This window comes from Staphylococcus sp. HMSC062H10, from assembly GCF_001836945.1.
Taxonomy (GTDB): domain Bacteria; phylum Bacillota; class Bacilli; order Staphylococcales; family Staphylococcaceae; genus Staphylococcus; species Staphylococcus aureus.
This window is the reverse complement of the sequence record NZ_KV830980.1, coordinates 54,762-71,065: the sequence shown is the minus strand read 5'-3', so window position 1 is coordinate 71,065 and position 16,304 is coordinate 54,762. Positions and strand designations below refer to the sequence as shown.

The following is a 16,304-nucleotide window of genomic DNA, read 5'->3' as shown; positions in this document are numbered from 1 at the left end:
GGGGATTAGAATGCAAAATAAGTCAAAATCGCCTTTTAAAATTGCATTGTCTAAATTTATTCATAATAAAATTGCAATGTTATCGATTATTTTTTTATTAATCATAACTATTGTATCAATTATAGCGCCATTAATAGCTCCTTTTCCAGTGAACCAACAAGATTTATTAAATATAAAAGGTGAAATGACAGCACAAAACATTCTTGGTACAGACTCTGGTGGTAGGGATAACTTTAGTCGTTTGTTATATGCAGGTCGTATTTCATTATCCATTGGAATTACATCTACAATAGGAATGCTTTTGATTGGAATTACAGTTGGAGTGATTTCTGGTTATTTTGGAGGTATTGTTGATACATTATTAATGAGAATAACCGAATTTGTTATGTTATTTCCATTTTTAATATTTGCAATTGTATTAAATGCTGCACTTGGAGATAAAATTAAAAATCCTTATGGATCTGCCATAATTCTTGTTCTAGTTATTATCGTATTAAGTTGGGGAGGTATTGCAAGACTTGTTCGTGGTAAAGTACTTCAAGAAAAAGAAAATGAATACTTTTTAGCAGCAAAATCAATTGGTACACCTACATATAAAGTTATTTTGAAACATCTTTTGCCGAATATATTAAGTGTAGTTATCGTACAAGCAACATTGTTATTTGCCGGTATGATTGTAGTGGAATCAGGATTGAGCTTTTTAGGATTCGGAATAAGTAAAGCAATCCCATCTTGGGGTAATATGTTGAGTGATGCTCAAGAAGGGGATGTTATAAGTGGTAAACCGTGGATATGGATGCCACCTGCTATAATGATTACATTAACTATATTAAGTATAAACTTTGTAGGGGAAGGGCTTAAAGATGCTTTTAATCCTAGAGGTAGACGTTAAATAATAAAAGAGGCACTAGTTAATTCTAGTACCTCTTTATTTTATCTCTTACGTCCTAAACCCATCGCTTTTTCCATTTTCTTGACAGTTTTAAATGAAACTTTGTGTGCTTTATCTCTACCTTGATCTAAAATATTATCAAGTTTATCTGAGTTATAGAAACTTTCGTATTTTTCTTGGAATTCTACTAAAAATGCTTTAACTATTTCAGCAAGGTCGCCTTTGAATTTACCGTAACCTTCGCCTTCATATTTTACCTCAATATCTTTAATAGGCATGTCTGTTAATCCAGCGTATATTGAAATTAAATTTGTAATACCTGGTTTATTGTCGCGGTCGAATTTAATAATACCGTCTGAATCAGTCACAGCACTTTTAATTTTTTTAGCAGCAACATTTGGTTCGTCTAATAATGAAATAAAGTTTTTAGCGTTGTCATCACTTTTGCTCATTTTTCTTGTTGGATCTTGTAAACTCATAACACGGCCACCAACTTTAGGCATACGAATTTCAGGTTTCACAAGGACATCATTATAACGACTATTAAATCTATCTACAAGATTACGTGTTAATTCAATGTGCTGCTTTTGGTCATCGCCAACTGGAACGATATTAGTATTGTAAAGAACAATATCAGCTGCCATTAAAGGTGGATATGTTAATAGACCAGCTGGTATACCTTCAACTGCTTTCTGAGCTTTATCTTTGTATTGCGTCATACGCTCTAATTCTCCGACAGAAGCAATTGTAGTTAACATCCATCCTGCTTGTACGTGTGCAGGGACTTCAGATTGTATGAACAATGTTGCTTTGTCTGGATCTATACCAGAAGCTAAATAAATCGCTGCTAATTGTCTAGTTTGTTTACGTAATTTTAAGCGATCTTGTGGCATTGTAATTGCATGTTGATCTACGATACAGAAATAACAATCATAGTCGTTTTGCACATCAACAAATTGCTTTAATGCGCCAATATAATTTCCAATAGTAGGAATTCCACTAGGTTGAATGCCTGAAAATAATGTTTCCATTTAAATGCCTACTTTCTTAGTAATAATTTAACAATTATCATTATAACAGTATTTCTTAAAAATGTAAGATGTGTTAGAATATATGTATAACTTGCTACTAACAAAGGGATTTATTACCTTAAAAATAAGTGTAGAAACTTATCTGAAAAATTAGGTTTTTCTCATTTAATTTTAATGTTAGATAGTTATAATAAATAGTAACGATTAAGAATTTTAGAAAAAAATGTTTTTTCTTGATCTATAACTAAATTTTAAGCAATGAATTTTATTCATTCAAATAGGAGAGTGAGATGTATGGTAACATTATTTACTTCACCAAGTTGCACATCTTGCCGTAAAGCGAAAGCATGGTTACAAGAACATGACATTCCGTATACGGAGCGTAATATTTTTTCTGAACATTTAACAATTGATGAAATTAAGCAAATATTAAAAATGACTGAAGACGGTACTGATGAAATCATTTCTACACGTTCTAAAACATACCAAAAATTAAATGTTGATATTGATTCACTACCATTACAAGACTTATATTCAATCATTCAAGATAATCCTGGCTTATTACGTCGTCCAATTATTTTAGATAATAAACGACTACAAGTTGGTTATAATGAGGACGAGATTCGACGTTTCTTACCTAGAAAAGTTCGTACGTTCCAATTACAAGAAGCACAACGTATGGTTGACTAATAACCATTTAACTATGTGTCATACTTTACTAAAAGATATGTCAAGCAACACTATTTCTATAGTGTTGCTTTTTTGGTTTTAATTTTACAATAATTGCTTAGTATCTTTTAAATCAAATGTGCAATTGTTAATATAGCTCTATATTTAGAGTGTTTTGGATGAAACATTTGCTATGATAAGGTAAAATTAAATTAAGAAAGTGCTTTAATGCTTTAACTGTATAAATCATTTAAATAGTTTTGCTACAACGAATATGTTATTATAAGTTACCAAAATATTTTAGAGAAAGAAATCAAACAAATATATTGTATTTTGTTTGATGCTTTAATACAATGTGGATACTATTCATCGACTGTAAGGAGTGAGATGATATGAGAATAGAACGAGTAGATGATACAACTGTAAAATTGTTTATAACATATAGCGATATCGAGGCCCGTGGATTTAGTCGTGAAGATTTATGGACAAATCGCAAACGTGGCGAAGAATTCTTTTGGTCAATGATGGATGAAATTAACGAAGAAGAAGATTTTGTTGTAGAAGGTCCATTATGGATTCAAGTACATGCCTTTGAAAAAGGTGTCGAAGTCACAATTTCTAAATCTAAAAATGAAGATATGATGAATATGTCTGATGATGATGCAACTGATCAATTTGATGAACAAGTTCAAGAATTGTTAGCTCAAACATTAGAAGGTGAAGATCAATTAGAAGAATTATTCGAGCAACGAACAAAAGAAAAAGAAGCTCAAGGTTCTAAACGTCAAAAGTCTTCAGCACGTAAAAATACAAGAACAATTATTGTGAAATTTAACGATTTAGAAGATGTTATTAATTATGCATATCATAGCAATCCAATAACTACAGAGTTTGAAGATTTGTTATATATGGTTGATGGTACTTATTATTATGCTGTACATTTTGATAGTCATGTTGATCAAGAGGTCATTAATGATAGTTACAGTCAATTGCTTGAATTTGCTTATCCAACAGACAGAACAGAAGTTTATTTAAATGACTATGCTAAAATAATTATGAGTCATAATGTAACAGCTCAAGTTCGACGTTATTTTCCAGAGACAACTGAATAACGATATTAATTAAGCAACGCACTATGAAAGGAGACTCTTTGGAGTCTCTTTTTTTATTGATTTCAAAAGCTGAAAAAGTAATAGTAGTTAAACTTACGTGTAATATTTTGAGGTGAAGATATGTTAGTAGCTTTAAATGAAGAAAAGGAACGTGTGTTAGCAACTACTGCATTGAGAAAGATAAAATATTTTTGTCCGGTGTGTGGCAAGCAAGTTATTTTAAAGCGTGGGCTCAAAGTAATTAGTCATTTTGCACATAAACATTTAACGGAACAAAAATGTTTTAATAATGAATCGTTTAAACATTATAAAAGTAAATTGATTTTAGCACAGATGATACAGCAACAAGGATGTAAAGTAGAGATAGAACCATTTTTAAAAGAAATAAAACAAATTCCGGATATTTTGATTAATAATAAATATGTTATTGAGCTACAGTATTCGCCAATTCCTTATAAACAGATTCTTCAACGAACGGAAGGTTTAAAGAAAATGGGATATAAAGTAAGTTGGTTATTAAATGATGTTGATTATTGTCATAATAAAGTGAAGTTCAATCATTTTCAAAGTATATTTATTAATCCAATCACTCGAAAACTTCATACGTTCAATTTAGAGAAAAAACAAATAATGATGTTTCAACAAATACAATATTTAGGCGGGCACAAATATGTCGCTGAAAAAAGGAATGCCAAAATTAGTGAGTTGTTTAATGAGGCGCCTTGTGATTATCATGCTGTTTATAAATTATCAAAGTTCGCAATTAATCAATATATCAAATACTGTCGCTGGCAAAATTCTGTTTTAGAACCCACTTTAAGTGCAATGTATCAATTACAGTTAACTGATCAAGAAGTAGTGCACAATTATGGTTATATTTTTCCAGAGCAAATTTATATTGAAAATCATCCAATTGAGTGGCAATTACAAGTTGATTTATGGTTAAAGAATGGAAAAAGCAAATTACTAAGTGACAATCTTAATTATTTTAAACTGAAAAAGTTTATTGTTGCTCTAGAAAGTAAAACAGCAATTATAGAAAAACTTATTAACAATTATTTAAATATTAGTTCAAATAGAGGTAATGACGTGCAAATTTTGTTCTAAAATGAGAAAATTATATCAATTATATTTTATTAGGAGGTTTACTACATATGAGTCAACAATTATCGAGAGAAGAACAGGAACGTAAATATCCTGAATATACATGGGACTTAACAACAATTTTCAAAGATGATGAAGCTTTTGAGGCTGCATTTAAAGAAGTTGAAAATGAGTTAGGCAAAGAAGAACAATTTAAAGGGCACATTGGTGATAGTGCTGAGACATTATACAATGCGTTAGAATTAGAAGATACATTAGGTACTAAATTAGAAAAAGTATATGTATACGCGCATCTAAAACAAGACCAAGATACAACGAACGACAAGTATACTGGTATGGAGTCAAGAGCACATCAATTAATTATTAAATTTAGCTCGGCATGGAGTTTCTTAGTGCCAGAGATTTTACAAATTGATGAAGATAAAATTCAATCATTTGTAAATTCATATGATAAATTACAAAAATTCGCATTTGATTTGAAGTTGATTAATGAAAAACGTCCTCATATTTTAGATGCTGAAACTGAAAAGTTATTAACAGAAGCGCAGGACGCGTTATCAACACCATCAAATGTATACGGTATGTTTAGCAACGCTGATTTAGTATTTGAAGATGCGATTGATAAAGATGGAAATGCACATCCGTTAACACAAGGCACATTTATTAAGTATTTAGAATCAGATGATCGCAAACTAAGAGAAAGTGCTTTTAGAAATGTATATAAAGCATATGGTGCTCATAATAATACGCTTGGCGCTACGCTAGCAGGTGAAGTGAAGAAAAATGTATTTAATGCTCGTACACACAATTACAAAACTGCAAGAGAAAAAGCATTGAGTAATAATCATATTCCAGAAAATGTATATGACAATCTAGTAAAAACTGTACATAAATATTTACCATTGCTACATAGATATACTGAATTGCGCAAAGAATTGCTAGGTTTAGATGACTTGAAAATGTATGATTTATATACACCATTAATTAAAGATATTAAGTTTGAAATGCCTTATGAAGAAGCTAAAGAGTGGATGTTAAAAGCTTTAGAACCAATGGGTGAAGAATATTTAAATGTAGTTAAAGAAGGCTTAAACAATCGTTGGGTCGATGTCTATGAGAATAAAGGTAAACGTTCAGGTGGCTATTCATCAGGTGCACATTTAACTAATCCATTTATTCTACTTAACTGGTCTAATACTATTTCAGACTTATACACATTAGTTCATGAATTTGGACATTCAGCACATAGTTACTTCAGTAGAAAATTCCAACCGTCAAATTCTAGTGACTACACTATTTTTGTCGCTGAAGTTGCATCAACTTGTAACGAAGCACTTTTAAGTGATTATATGGATAAACATCTTGATGATGAAAAACGCTTATTATTATTAAACCAAGAATTAGAACGTTTCAGAGCTACATTATTCCGACAAACAATGTTCGCAGAATTTGAGCATAAAATTCATGCCATTGAAGAAGCAGGTGAACCATTAACGCCAACTAGAATGAATGAAGAATATGCCAAATTAAATAAATTATACTTCGGTGATTCTGTAGAAACTGATGAAGATATTAGTAAGGAATGGTCACGTATTCCACACTTCTATATGAATTATTATGTATATCAATACGCAACTGGTTACAGTGCAGCTCAAAGCTTAAGTCATCAAATTTTAACAGAAGGTAAGCCAGCAGTAGATAGATATATTAATGAATTCTTGAAAAAAGGTAGCTCAAATTATCCAATTGAGATATTAAAAAATGCTGGTGTAGATATGACAACACCTGAACCAATTGAACAAGCTTGTGAAGTTTTCGAACAAAAATTGAACGCTTTTGAAAAATTAATGAAAGCTTAGCGCTGTTGTATTCGCTTACATTATGAACAGATTGTGACAATTTAAATTAAGTACTATTAAAAGGTTGAAATGGGAGAGATAGCGTGTTATATTATGAACATGAAATTAATCACATAACAAACATACCCCTTTGTTTGAAGTGAAAAATTTCTCCCATCCCCTTTGTTTAGCGTCGTGTATTCAGACACGACGTTTTTTTATGTTCTTTTTTAATAAGAGGGAAGTGACGTTGTATAAAAATGTATTAAATTTGCACTTTTTATACATTAACGATTAATATATGTCTATTATGTACCAAATTTATAATTTGTATAATTTTCGAACTGGTTAAATTCGAAAAACATCACTATTATATTTAGATCGATGCGTAACATTACGTTTTAATAATTTAATGTTGCAAAATTAAGAGTCAATAAAAAGACCTCGTTACATTTATGGTGTACGAGGTCTTTAATTTATTTATTTTGATTTGATTTTAGGCATTTTAGATTTCCAGAAATCGCCATCTGGATATTTAAGTTTTTCAATTTTTTGTTGAATAGCTAACTTCTTTAACTCTTTGTTTAAAAGTTTTTCTGGCCATTCATAAATAGTAAGTAATTCTTCCATCGTTACAAGTTGTTGTTGCTGTATATAAGTTTCTAGTTTAGGAGGAAGATTCTTTTCGATAGGTTTACCCATCAATTCATTAATTATATAAGTATAGATATGATATGGGTATAATCCTTCGACTTTTAAACCTTCTTCATGAACATCTTCACTAAAGAAAACGAGAGAAGGGGCTTGTTCGATTTCCATTTCTCTTGCAATATGCAAATCAATTTTCAAGCTTTCGGTTAGTTTGCTTTTTTGTAAGTCGTCTTTAAATACTTCTAAATCAATACCTGCATTTTGAATACAGTCACAAATCATTGATTCTGTAATAATATCTCTTTTAGGTATGATTTCATTTTGCATTAAATGTATAAATCGTTCCGCACGTACACGACCTTGTAACTCAGCTGCTTTATAAGCTAGGGCGATGTTATCAAAGTTGGATGTACTTTGAGCTTGGCATTTCGTTAATACTTTTAACGAAGGATTTAATATATGTCTGATACGTATATATTGATTATATTCAATTCTTAATTTGGATAAGATTGCTGATAATTTAAAGCAATCGGAGCTAAATGGATCGAAAAATGAATAAATTTCGATTTTACTTACAGGTGATAGATTAATATCTTCACGACTCTTATTTTCCATTATTCGTAATTCTCCAGCCATGTTTATTCACCTACAATTAATTTTAGGAATTCACCATATGATTAGCAGTTAATCTTAAGCGCTCAAATAAATAATCTCCAACACCTTGTGGAAACGCAGCGCGATTAATTGCTGTCTGCATATTTTCTAACCATGCATCTCTTTCAAATTCAGTTATTGTAAACGCCATATGTCTTTTTCTTAGCATAGGATGTCCGTGTTCTTCGGTATAAATGTTTGGACCGCCCAAAAACTGTGTTAAAAATTGTTTTTGTTTACGACTTGTTTCTGCAAAATCTCCTGGAAACAGGTGATTAAGTCGTTCATCTTTTTCTACAAGGGTGTAAAAATAATCAATCATATCGTATAACGCTTCTTTACCAATGATGTCATATGGTGTTGTTGTCATTTAATCACCCATTTTCAAAAATTTACTGTTACGGACTTAAGTTAATATATAACTAATATAACATGATTTTAAACATTTGAAAGAAATATGCATATTTGCCAATTTAATTTATATTGTTTGAAAGTGTTTCTTTTTTCTTAAAAAAACGTTGAACTTTATTTAAAGGTTGATGATGTTCGAGGTTTAGTTCGTTTAATAAAGATTGGAACTTTTGTAAACCTTGATTATAGTCTTTAACTTCGAACTCTAACTCATAATCCGTAGTATCGAAATACTCACTTTTATCTAAAACAAGTAAATCACCTTTATATTTAGTTTCTTGGCGATATGTCGTTAATGCGCCAAGTATTGATAAAGTTGTATCCTTTACACCAAACTGTTCAACTACAATTTGACGAATGTCATCTGGAAGATTGTCGTTTGAAATAATCAAGTTCATCTCTGGTTTAATGTCGACGATATAGTTGTATTCTAATAGACCAACCTTTGCTGGTGTCTTTAAAGTCATTTCATATTGATTGTCTTTAACTCTTATGCGTAGTGCAGAGCAATGTTCCTTTAATTTGAAATCGGGTGTATCAATATAGTAATTGACTTGCTTAAACAGTACACTGTCTTTAAAATATTTCTCTTGCAATTTATTATAGATTGATGCAGTTATCATTTGTTTAAATTCTATTTCATGATTTGTTGCCATGATATGTATACACCTCGTATCAAATTCAATTTATCTTAACTATATTATGAATGACAAAGTTGAATTTTAAAAGTAATTTCCTTTATCTATTATCAATGTTAGTTTGACCATTAAAAATAGTGTTCGTAAGTGTTTTGTATTATTGAATTGTGTTAAAATGTTATGGAATAAGAGGAGGATTAAGCATGCGTTTATATATTAATGAAATTAAAATTAAAGATGACATACTTTATTGTTATACAGAAGATTCTATTAAAGGATTATCTGAAGTAGGACAAATGCTCGTTGATAGTGATAATTATGCCTTTGCGTATACATTAGATGATGGTAAAGCGTATGCTTATCTCATTTTCGTACAAGAAACATGGACGATGTTGCATGAAAACATGACTAAAAAAATTATTATCAATGATGAACTAGAATTGACTGAATTCCACCAAGAACTTACTTATATTTTAGACAACATAAAAGGGAATAATAATTATGGTAAGGAATTTGTTGCAACCGTTGAAGAAACATTCGACATTGAATAAAGCGGGGTGAAGCACTATGAATCAATGGGATCAGTTCTTAACACCTTATAAGCAAGCGGTTGATGAGTTGAAAGTGAAACTTAAAGGCATGCGCAAACAATATGAAGTTGGTGAACAAGCGTCGCCAATAGAATTTGTTACTGGTCGTGTTAAACCAATCGCTAGTATTATAGATAAGGCAAACAAACGACAAATACCATTTGATAGGTTAAGAGAAGAAATGTACGATATCGCTGGTTTAAGAATGATGTGCCAATTTGTTGAAGATATTGATGTTGTCGTCAATATTTTAAGACAAAGAAAAGATTTTAAAGTAATTGAAGAACGAGATTATATTCGTAACACTAAAGAGAGTGGTTACCGGTCGTATCATGTCATTATTGAATATCCAATTGAAACATTACAAGGCCAAAAATTTATATTGGCTGAGATTCAGATTCGTACATTAGCAATGAATTTCTGGGCAACGATTGAACATACTTTACGATATAAATATGATGGTGCTTATCCGGATGAAATTCAACATCGTTTGGAAAGAGCGGCAGAAGCAGCGTATTTACTTGATGAAGAGATGTCTGAAATTAAAGATGAAATTCAGGAAGCTCAAAAATATTACACGCAAAAACGTTCTAAAAAACATGAAAATGATTAACGAGGTGTTATAAATCATGCGTTATACAATTTTAACTAAAGGTGACTCCAAGTCTAATGCCTTAAAGCATAAAATGATGAACTATATGAAAGATTTTCGCATGATTGAGGATAGTGAAAATCCTGAAATTGTTATTTCAGTTGGTGGTGATGGTACATTACTACAAGCATTCCATCAATATAGCCACATGTTATCAAAAGTGGCATTTGTTGGAGTTCATACAGGTCATTTAGGATTTTATGCGGATTGGTTACCTCATGAAGTTGAAAAATTAATCATCGAAATTAATAATTCAGAGTTTCAGGTCATTGAATATCCATTGCTTGAAATTATTATGAGATACAACGACAACGGCTATGAAACAAGGTATTTAGCATTAAATGAAGCAACGATGAAAACTGAAAATGGCTCAACACTTGTTGTGGATGTTAACTTAAGAGGGAAACACTTTGAGCGATTTAGAGGCGATGGATTATGTGTATCAACACCTTCGGGTTCAACGGCTTATAACAAAGCGCTAGGTGGCGCGCTGATACATCCTTCACTTGAAGCAATGCAAATTACAGAAATTGCCTCAATAAATAATCGTGTGTTTAGAACGGTAGGATCACCACTTGTATTACCAAAGCATCATACATGTTTAATATCACCAGTTAATCATGATACCATTAGAATGACGATAGATCATGTTAGTATCAAACATAAAAATGTTAATTCAATACAATACCGTGTAGCAAATGAAAAAGTGAGGTTTGCACGTTTTAGACCATTCCCATTCTGGAAACGTGTACACGATTCTTTCATATCAAGTGATGAAGAACGATGAAATTTAAGTATCATATATCGCAACAAGAAACTGTTAAAACTTTTTTAGCACGACATGATTTTTCTAAGAAGACAGTGAGCGCCATTAAAAATAATGGCGCTTTAATTGTTAATGATGAACCAGTCACAGTGCGTAAGCAATTAATGCCAAATGATATATTAGAAATTCATTTACCGCGAGAAATACCGAGTGTTAATTTAATACCTTATGCTCGTAAGCTAGAAGTATTGTATGAAGATGCTTTTATCATCATAGTTACTAAACCAAACAATCAAAATTGTACGCCTTCGAGAGAACATCCTCATGAAAGTTTAATCGAACAAGTACTATATCATTGTCAGGAACATGGTGAAAATATTAACCCACATATTGTTACGCGTCTAGATCGTAATACAACTGGTATTGTGATATTCGCTAAATATGGACATATCCATCATTTATTTTCTAAAGTAAACTTGAAAAAAATATATACTTGCCTTGTATATGGTAAAACCCATACATCTGGTATTATTGAAGCTAATATTAGACGGTCAAAGGATAGTATTATAACTAGAGAAGTTGCCTCGGATGGTAAATACGCTAAAACATCTTATGAAGTAATAAATCAGAATGATAAATACAGTTTATGCAAAGTTCATTTGCATACGGGTCGTACACATCAAATTCGTGTACATTTTCAACATATTGGGCATCCAATTGTGGGAGATTCTTTGTATGATGGTTTTCATGATAAAATTCATGGTCAAGTACTGCAATGTACGCAAATATATTTTGTTCATCCAATCAATAAGAACAATATTTATATTACAATTGATTATAAGCAATTACTTAAATTATTCAATCAACTCTAATTCACACAGGGGGTGTAAGTATGTCAATGAACACAGATGAAAAAGAGCGTGTTCAAGAGGAATTATACGACCAAACTTTATTAGATCAATACTTAGAAAATGATGATATTGATCAATTTAGAGATGAATTTCTAGCATTACACACATATGAACAAAGTGAGTATTTTGAAGATACTACCGATGAAAATAGACAAAAGATTTTTCAATATTTATCACCTGAAGAAGTTGCAAATTTCTTTGATCAATTAGATATTGATGACGATGAATATGAGTTGCTATTTGATAAGATGAATGCGACATACGCAAGTCACATATTAGAAGAAATGTCATACGACAATGCAGTAGATATTTTAAATGAGTTGACTAAACCAAAAGTTGCTAGTCTTTTAACATTGATGAATAAAGATGACGCGAATGAAATCAAAGCATTACTTCACTATGATGAGGATACGGCCGGCGGTATTATGACGACGGAGTATTTATCACTTAAAGCGCATACGCCTGTTAAAGAAGCGTTATTATTGGTCAAAGCGCAAGCGCCAGACGCAGAAACAATATATGTTATCTTTGTCGTTGATGATGATGGTAAATTAGTAGGTGTTTTATCGCTAAGAGATTTAATTGTAGCTGAAAATGATGCTTATATTGAAGATATTATGAATGAACGTGTCATTAGTGTGAATGTAGCAGACGACCAAGAAGATGTTGCTCAAGTTATGAGAGACTATGATTTCATGGCTGTACCTGTTATAGATTACCAAGACCATTTGCTTGGTATCATCACGATTGATGATATTTTAGACGTTATGGATGAAGAGGCTAGTGAAGACTACTCTCGTTTAGCCGGGGTTTCAGATATCGATTCGACTAATGATTCAATCATTAAAACAGCATTAAAGCGTTTACCATGGTTGATTATTTTAACATTTTTAGGAATGATTACTGCGACAATTTTAGGGAGATTCGAAAAAACATTAGAAAATGTAGCGCTACTCGCAGCGTTTATTCCTATTATTAGTGGTATGTCAGGAAATTCAGGTACACAATCTTTAGCCGTTTCAGTTCGTAACATTACGACAGGGGAAATTAATGAGCAAAGTAAATTTAGAATTGCATTAAGAGAAGCGGGAAGTGGTGTATTATCAGGTGTTGTATGTTCAACAATATTATTTACAATTATTGTTGCAATATATCATCAGCCACTTTTAGCATTAATCGTTGCAGGAAGTTTAACTTGTGCGATGACGGTGGGGACGTTTGTAGGTTCGATGATTCCATTATTGATGAATAAATTGAATATCGATCCAGCAGTGGCTAGTGGACCATTTATTACAACAATTAATGATATTATTAGTATGTTGATTTATTTTGGTTTAGCTACATCATTTATGGCTTACTTAATTTAAGGAGGAGTTATGGAGTTTTTATCTTTAGTTATTGTTGTTTTAGCAGCGTTTTTAACTCCAATAATTGTCAATCGATTAAATATTAATTTCTTGCCAGTTGTTGTTGCAGAAATTTTGATGGGGATTGTGATTGGAAATTCATTTCTAAATATAGTAGAAAGGGATTCAATTCTAAATATTTTATCAACGTTAGGCTTTATCTTTTTAATGTTTTTAAGTGGTTTAGAAATTGATTTTAAAGCTTTTAAAAAAGATAAACGCGCACGTCAAGGACAAAATGATGATGAATCCTCAATTCCAGGGCATCTTAATCTAGCGTTAACTGTATTTGCATTTATTATGATTATTTCGATTCTTTTAGCGTATGTATTTAAATGGCTTGGATTAGTGGATGATGTGTTATTAATGGTCATTATCATTTCAACTATTTCCTTAGGTGTAGTTGTTCCAACTTTAAAAGAAATGAATATTATGAGAACAACTATAGGTCAATTTATCTTATTAGTAGCAGTACTTGCGGACTTAGTAACTATGATTTTATTAACGGTCTATGGTGCAATCAATGGTCAAGGCGGCAGTACAATATGGTTAATAGGTATATTAGTTGTTTTCACAGCAATTTCATATATTTTAGGTGTTCAATTTAAAAGAATGTCATTTTTACAAAAATTGATGGATGGTACGACTCAAATCGGTATTCGTGCGGTGTTTGCATTAATAATATTATTAGTAGCCCTAGCAGAGGGAGTTGGCGCAGAAAATATATTAGGTGCATTCTTAGCAGGTGTCGTTGTTTCATTATTAAATCCAGATGAAGAAATGGTTGAAAAGTTAGACTCATTTGGTTATGGGTTCTTTATTCCTATTTTCTTTATAATGGTTGGTGTAGATTTAAACATACCTTCATTAATTAAAGAACCGAAATTACTAATTATCATACCGATTTTAATCGTTGCATTTATCATTTCAAAATTAATTCCAGTCATGTTTATTCGACGTTGGTTTGATATGAAAACAACGATTGCATCAGCATTTTTATTAACATCAACATTATCGCTCGTGATAGCTGCAGCCAAAATTTCAGAAAGATTAAATGCTATTTCAGCTGAAACGTCAGGTATATTAATTTTAAGCGCAGTCATTACATGTGTATTCGTTCCGATTATTTTCAAAAAACTGTTTCCAGTTCCAGATGAGTTTAACCGTAAAATTGAAGTTAGTTTAATTGGTAAAAATCAATTAACGATTCCTATAGCGCAAAATTTAACATCTCAGTTATATGACGTGACATTATATTATCGCAAAGACTTGAGTGATCGTCGTCAATTGTCGGATGATATCACTATGATAGAAATTGCTGATTATGAACAAGATGTTTTAGAACGACTAGGTCTGTTTGACCGAGACATAGTTGTTTGTGCCACGAATGACGATGATATTAACCGAAAAGTTGCTAAATTAGCCAAAGCACATCAAGTTGAGCGTGTCATTTGCAGACTTGAAAGCACAACGGACGATACAGAGTTAGTTGATTCAGGTATTGAAATTTTCAGTAGCTACTTAAGTAATAAAATCTTATTAAAAGGTTTAATTGAAACACCTAACATGTTGAATTTATTAAGTAATGTTGAAACGTCACTATATGAAATTCAAATGTTAAATTATAAATATGAAAATATTCAATTACGTAATTTCCCATTCGGAGGAGACATCATCTTCGTGCGTATTATCCGTAATAATGAGTCGATTGTTCCGCATGGAGATACACAATTGCGATATGGAGATCGCTTAATTGTTACCGGTGCTAAAGAATACGTTGATGAATTGAAGCGAGAGTTAGAATTTTATTTTTAACAATAATGATATTAAAATGCAAACGTATTTTAGTACGACGTAAAATTAATGATTTTAAAATGCTTGTATGTATATGATTTTGATAAATAAATGCTTTTTACGTAAATCAAGTTTGATACAGAAAGGACTAAATCAAACATTTATCGTTGTAATACGTTTAAATAACTTTATTAAAAAGTCATAATAGTGTTAAAATGTATTGACGAATAAAAAGTTAGTTAAAACTGGGATTAGATATTCTATCCGTTAAATTAATTATTATAAGGAGTTATCTTACATGTTAAATCTTGAAAACAAAACATATGTCATCATGGGAATCGCTAATAAGCGTAGTATTGCTTTTGGTGTCGCTAAAGTTTTAGATCAATTAGGTGCTAAATTAGTATTTACTTACCGTAAAGAACGTAGCCGTAAAGAGCTTGAAAAATTATTAGAACAATTAAATCAACCAGAAGCGCACTTATATCAAATTGATGTTCAAAGCGATGAAGAGGTTATTAATGGTTTTGAGCAAATTGGTAAAGATGTTGGCAATATCGATGGTGTATATCATTCAATCGCATTTGCTAATATGGAAGACTTACGCGGACGTTTTTCTGAAACTTCACGTGAAGGTTTCTTGTTAGCTCAAGACATTAGTTCTTACTCACTAACTATCGTTGCTCATGAAGCTAAAAAATTAATGCCAGAAGGTGGTAGCATTGTTGCAACAACATATTTAGGTGGCGAATTCGCAGTTCAAAACTACAATGTGATGGGTGTTGCTAAAGCGAGCTTAGAAGCAAATGTTAAATATTTAGCATTAGACTTAGGTCCAGATAATATTCGCGTTAATGCAATTTCAGCTGGTCCAATCCGTACATTAAGTGCAAAAGGTGTGGGTGGTTTCAATACAATTCTTAAAGAAATCGAAGAGCGTGCACCTTTAAAACGTAACGTTGATCAAGTAGAAGTAGGTAAAACAGCGGCTTACTTATTAAGTGACTTATCAAGTGGCGTTACAGGTGAAAATATTCATGTAGATAGCGGATTCCACGCAATTAAATAATATCATTCAACAGCTTTGTTCACGTTATTATATATGTGAGCAAAGCTTTTTTTGCTTTTATAATAATCGGACTGATGGAAAATTATTTGATATTTCATCTGACTGATTTTTTTATG

At 31.4% G+C, this 16,304-nt stretch carries 16 protein-coding genes; 12 read left to right on the top strand and 4 right to left on the bottom strand.

The features are described from left to right. The first annotated feature begins 10 nt into the window (after positions 1-10). Positions 11-892 (top strand): oligopeptide ABC transporter permease, encoded by an 882-nt coding sequence (gene opp4C / locus HMPREF2658_RS07885; protein ID WP_001180265.1) that lies wholly within the window; start codon positions 11-13, stop codon positions 890-892. 41 nt (positions 893-933) lie between these two features. Here the strand turns inward: opp4C and trpS are convergent, their stop codons facing one another. Beyond that, a complete protein-coding gene (gene trpS, locus HMPREF2658_RS07880) occupies positions 934-1,923 on the bottom strand; it encodes a tryptophan--tRNA ligase (RefSeq protein ID WP_000448938.1) in 990 nt (329 codons plus the stop codon). Between the two features lie 294 nt (positions 1,924-2,217). Here trpS and spxA point away from each other — a divergent pair, with 294 nt between their 5' ends. From spxA to pepF, 4 genes are all read left to right on the top strand, one after another. Beyond that, positions 2,218-2,613, top strand: coding sequence for a transcriptional regulator SpxA (gene spxA / locus HMPREF2658_RS07875; RefSeq protein WP_000258003.1), 396 nt, complete (start codon positions 2,218-2,220; stop codon positions 2,611-2,613). Positions 2,614-2,984: 371 nt separating this feature from the next. After that, positions 2,985-3,704 (top strand): adaptor protein MecA, encoded by a 720-nt coding sequence (mecA, locus tag HMPREF2658_RS07870; protein WP_001217728.1) that lies wholly within the window; start codon positions 2,985-2,987, stop codon positions 3,702-3,704. Positions 3,705-3,824: 120 nt separating this feature from the next. After that, positions 3,825-4,811 carry a competence protein CoiA gene (locus tag HMPREF2658_RS07865; RefSeq protein ID WP_000959271.1) on the top strand — a complete coding sequence of 329 codons (987 nt, stop codon included), beginning with the start codon at positions 3,825-3,827 and terminating at the stop codon, positions 4,809-4,811. A gap of 47 nt (positions 4,812-4,858) precedes the next feature. Then, positions 4,859-6,667, top strand: a complete 1,809-nt coding sequence (gene pepF, locus HMPREF2658_RS07860; protein ID WP_000082725.1) for an oligoendopeptidase F — start codon at positions 4,859-4,861, stop codon at positions 6,665-6,667. A 459-nt stretch (positions 6,668-7,126) separates the two neighbouring features. On the opposite strand, the gene yjbH is transcribed toward pepF, so the two are convergent. The 3 genes from yjbH to HMPREF2658_RS07845 all read right to left on the bottom strand — a co-directional run bounded on the left by yjbH (position 7,127) and on the right by HMPREF2658_RS07845 (position 9,018). Then, positions 7,127-7,933 carry a protease adaptor protein YjbH gene (yjbH, locus tag HMPREF2658_RS07855; protein ID WP_000896697.1) on the bottom strand — a complete coding sequence of 269 codons (807 nt, stop codon included), beginning with the start codon at positions 7,931-7,933 and terminating at the stop codon, positions 7,127-7,129. Positions 7,934-7,955: 22 nt separating this feature from the next. Further along, complete coding sequence (locus HMPREF2658_RS07850) at positions 7,956-8,321, bottom strand: truncated hemoglobin YjbI (protein ID WP_000214067.1); 366 nt, start codon at positions 8,319-8,321, stop codon at positions 7,956-7,958. Between the two features lie 103 nt (positions 8,322-8,424). Then, positions 8,425-9,018, bottom strand: a complete 594-nt coding sequence (locus HMPREF2658_RS07845; protein ID WP_000224615.1) for a CYTH domain-containing protein — start codon at positions 9,016-9,018, stop codon at positions 8,425-8,427. Positions 9,019-9,203: 185 nt separating this feature from the next. Between HMPREF2658_RS07845 and HMPREF2658_RS07840 the strand changes: the two genes are divergently transcribed. From HMPREF2658_RS07840 to fabI, 7 genes are all read left to right on the top strand, one after another. After that, on the top strand, positions 9,204-9,551 hold the full coding sequence (locus HMPREF2658_RS07840; protein ID WP_001242102.1) for a UPF0738 family protein: 348 nt from the start codon (positions 9,204-9,206) through the stop codon (positions 9,549-9,551). A gap of 16 nt (positions 9,552-9,567) precedes the next feature. Then, positions 9,568-10,203, top strand: a complete 636-nt coding sequence (locus HMPREF2658_RS07835; protein ID WP_001077683.1) for a GTP diphosphokinase — start codon at positions 9,568-9,570, stop codon at positions 10,201-10,203. Between the two features lie 16 nt (positions 10,204-10,219). Then, positions 10,220-11,029 carry an NAD kinase gene (locus HMPREF2658_RS07830; RefSeq protein ID WP_001270834.1) on the top strand — a complete coding sequence of 270 codons (810 nt, stop codon included), beginning with the start codon at positions 10,220-10,222 and terminating at the stop codon, positions 11,027-11,029. After that, positions 11,026-11,880, top strand: coding sequence for an RluA family pseudouridine synthase (locus tag HMPREF2658_RS07825; RefSeq protein WP_000669934.1), 855 nt, complete (start codon positions 11,026-11,028; stop codon positions 11,878-11,880). The genes HMPREF2658_RS07830 and HMPREF2658_RS07825 overlap by 4 nt, the downstream gene beginning before the upstream one ends. Before the next feature lie 20 nt (positions 11,881-11,900). Further along, positions 11,901-13,286, top strand: a complete 1,386-nt coding sequence (gene mgtE, locus HMPREF2658_RS07820; protein ID WP_000062413.1) for a magnesium transporter — start codon at positions 11,901-11,903, stop codon at positions 13,284-13,286. A 9-nt stretch (positions 13,287-13,295) separates the two neighbouring features. Further along, a complete protein-coding gene (locus tag HMPREF2658_RS07815; RefSeq protein WP_000395154.1) occupies positions 13,296-15,140 on the top strand; it encodes a monovalent cation:proton antiporter family protein in 1,845 nt (614 codons plus the stop codon). Between the two features lie 277 nt (positions 15,141-15,417). Then, on the top strand, positions 15,418-16,188 hold the full coding sequence (gene fabI, locus HMPREF2658_RS07810; protein ID WP_000933195.1) for an enoyl-ACP reductase FabI: 771 nt from the start codon (positions 15,418-15,420) through the stop codon (positions 16,186-16,188). Positions 16,189-16,304 lie beyond the last annotated feature (116 nt).

Coding starts and splice junctions, on each gene's coding strand:
- trpS (WP_000448938.1), bottom strand. CDS start 1,923: ATGGAAACATTATTTTCAGGCATTCAACCTAGTGGAATTCCTACTATT.
- pepF (WP_000082725.1), top strand. CDS start 4,859: ATGAGTCAACAATTATCGAGAGAAGAACAGGAACGTAAATATCCTGAA.
- HMPREF2658_RS07825 (WP_000669934.1), top strand. CDS start 11,026: ATGAAATTTAAGTATCATATATCGCAACAAGAAACTGTTAAAACTTTT.
- yjbH (WP_000896697.1), bottom strand. CDS start 7,933: ATGGCTGGAGAATTACGAATAATGGAAAATAAGAGTCGTGAAGATATT.
- HMPREF2658_RS07840 (WP_001242102.1), top strand. CDS start 9,204: ATGCGTTTATATATTAATGAAATTAAAATTAAAGATGACATACTTTAT.
- HMPREF2658_RS07865 (WP_000959271.1), top strand. CDS start 3,825: ATGTTAGTAGCTTTAAATGAAGAAAAGGAACGTGTGTTAGCAACTACT.
- HMPREF2658_RS07850 (WP_000214067.1), bottom strand. CDS start 8,321: ATGACAACAACACCATATGACATCATTGGTAAAGAAGCGTTATACGAT.
- spxA (WP_000258003.1), top strand. CDS start 2,218: ATGGTAACATTATTTACTTCACCAAGTTGCACATCTTGCCGTAAAGCG.
- opp4C (WP_001180265.1), top strand. CDS start 11: ATGCAAAATAAGTCAAAATCGCCTTTTAAAATTGCATTGTCTAAATTT.
- HMPREF2658_RS07835 (WP_001077683.1), top strand. CDS start 9,568: ATGAATCAATGGGATCAGTTCTTAACACCTTATAAGCAAGCGGTTGAT.
- HMPREF2658_RS07815 (WP_000395154.1), top strand. CDS start 13,296: ATGGAGTTTTTATCTTTAGTTATTGTTGTTTTAGCAGCGTTTTTAACT.
- fabI (WP_000933195.1), top strand. CDS start 15,418: ATGTTAAATCTTGAAAACAAAACATATGTCATCATGGGAATCGCTAAT.
- mgtE (WP_000062413.1), top strand. CDS start 11,901: ATGTCAATGAACACAGATGAAAAAGAGCGTGTTCAAGAGGAATTATAC.
- HMPREF2658_RS07830 (WP_001270834.1), top strand. CDS start 10,220: ATGCGTTATACAATTTTAACTAAAGGTGACTCCAAGTCTAATGCCTTA.
- mecA (WP_001217728.1), top strand. CDS start 2,985: ATGAGAATAGAACGAGTAGATGATACAACTGTAAAATTGTTTATAACA.
- HMPREF2658_RS07845 (WP_000224615.1), bottom strand. CDS start 9,018: ATGGCAACAAATCATGAAATAGAATTTAAACAAATGATAACTGCATCA.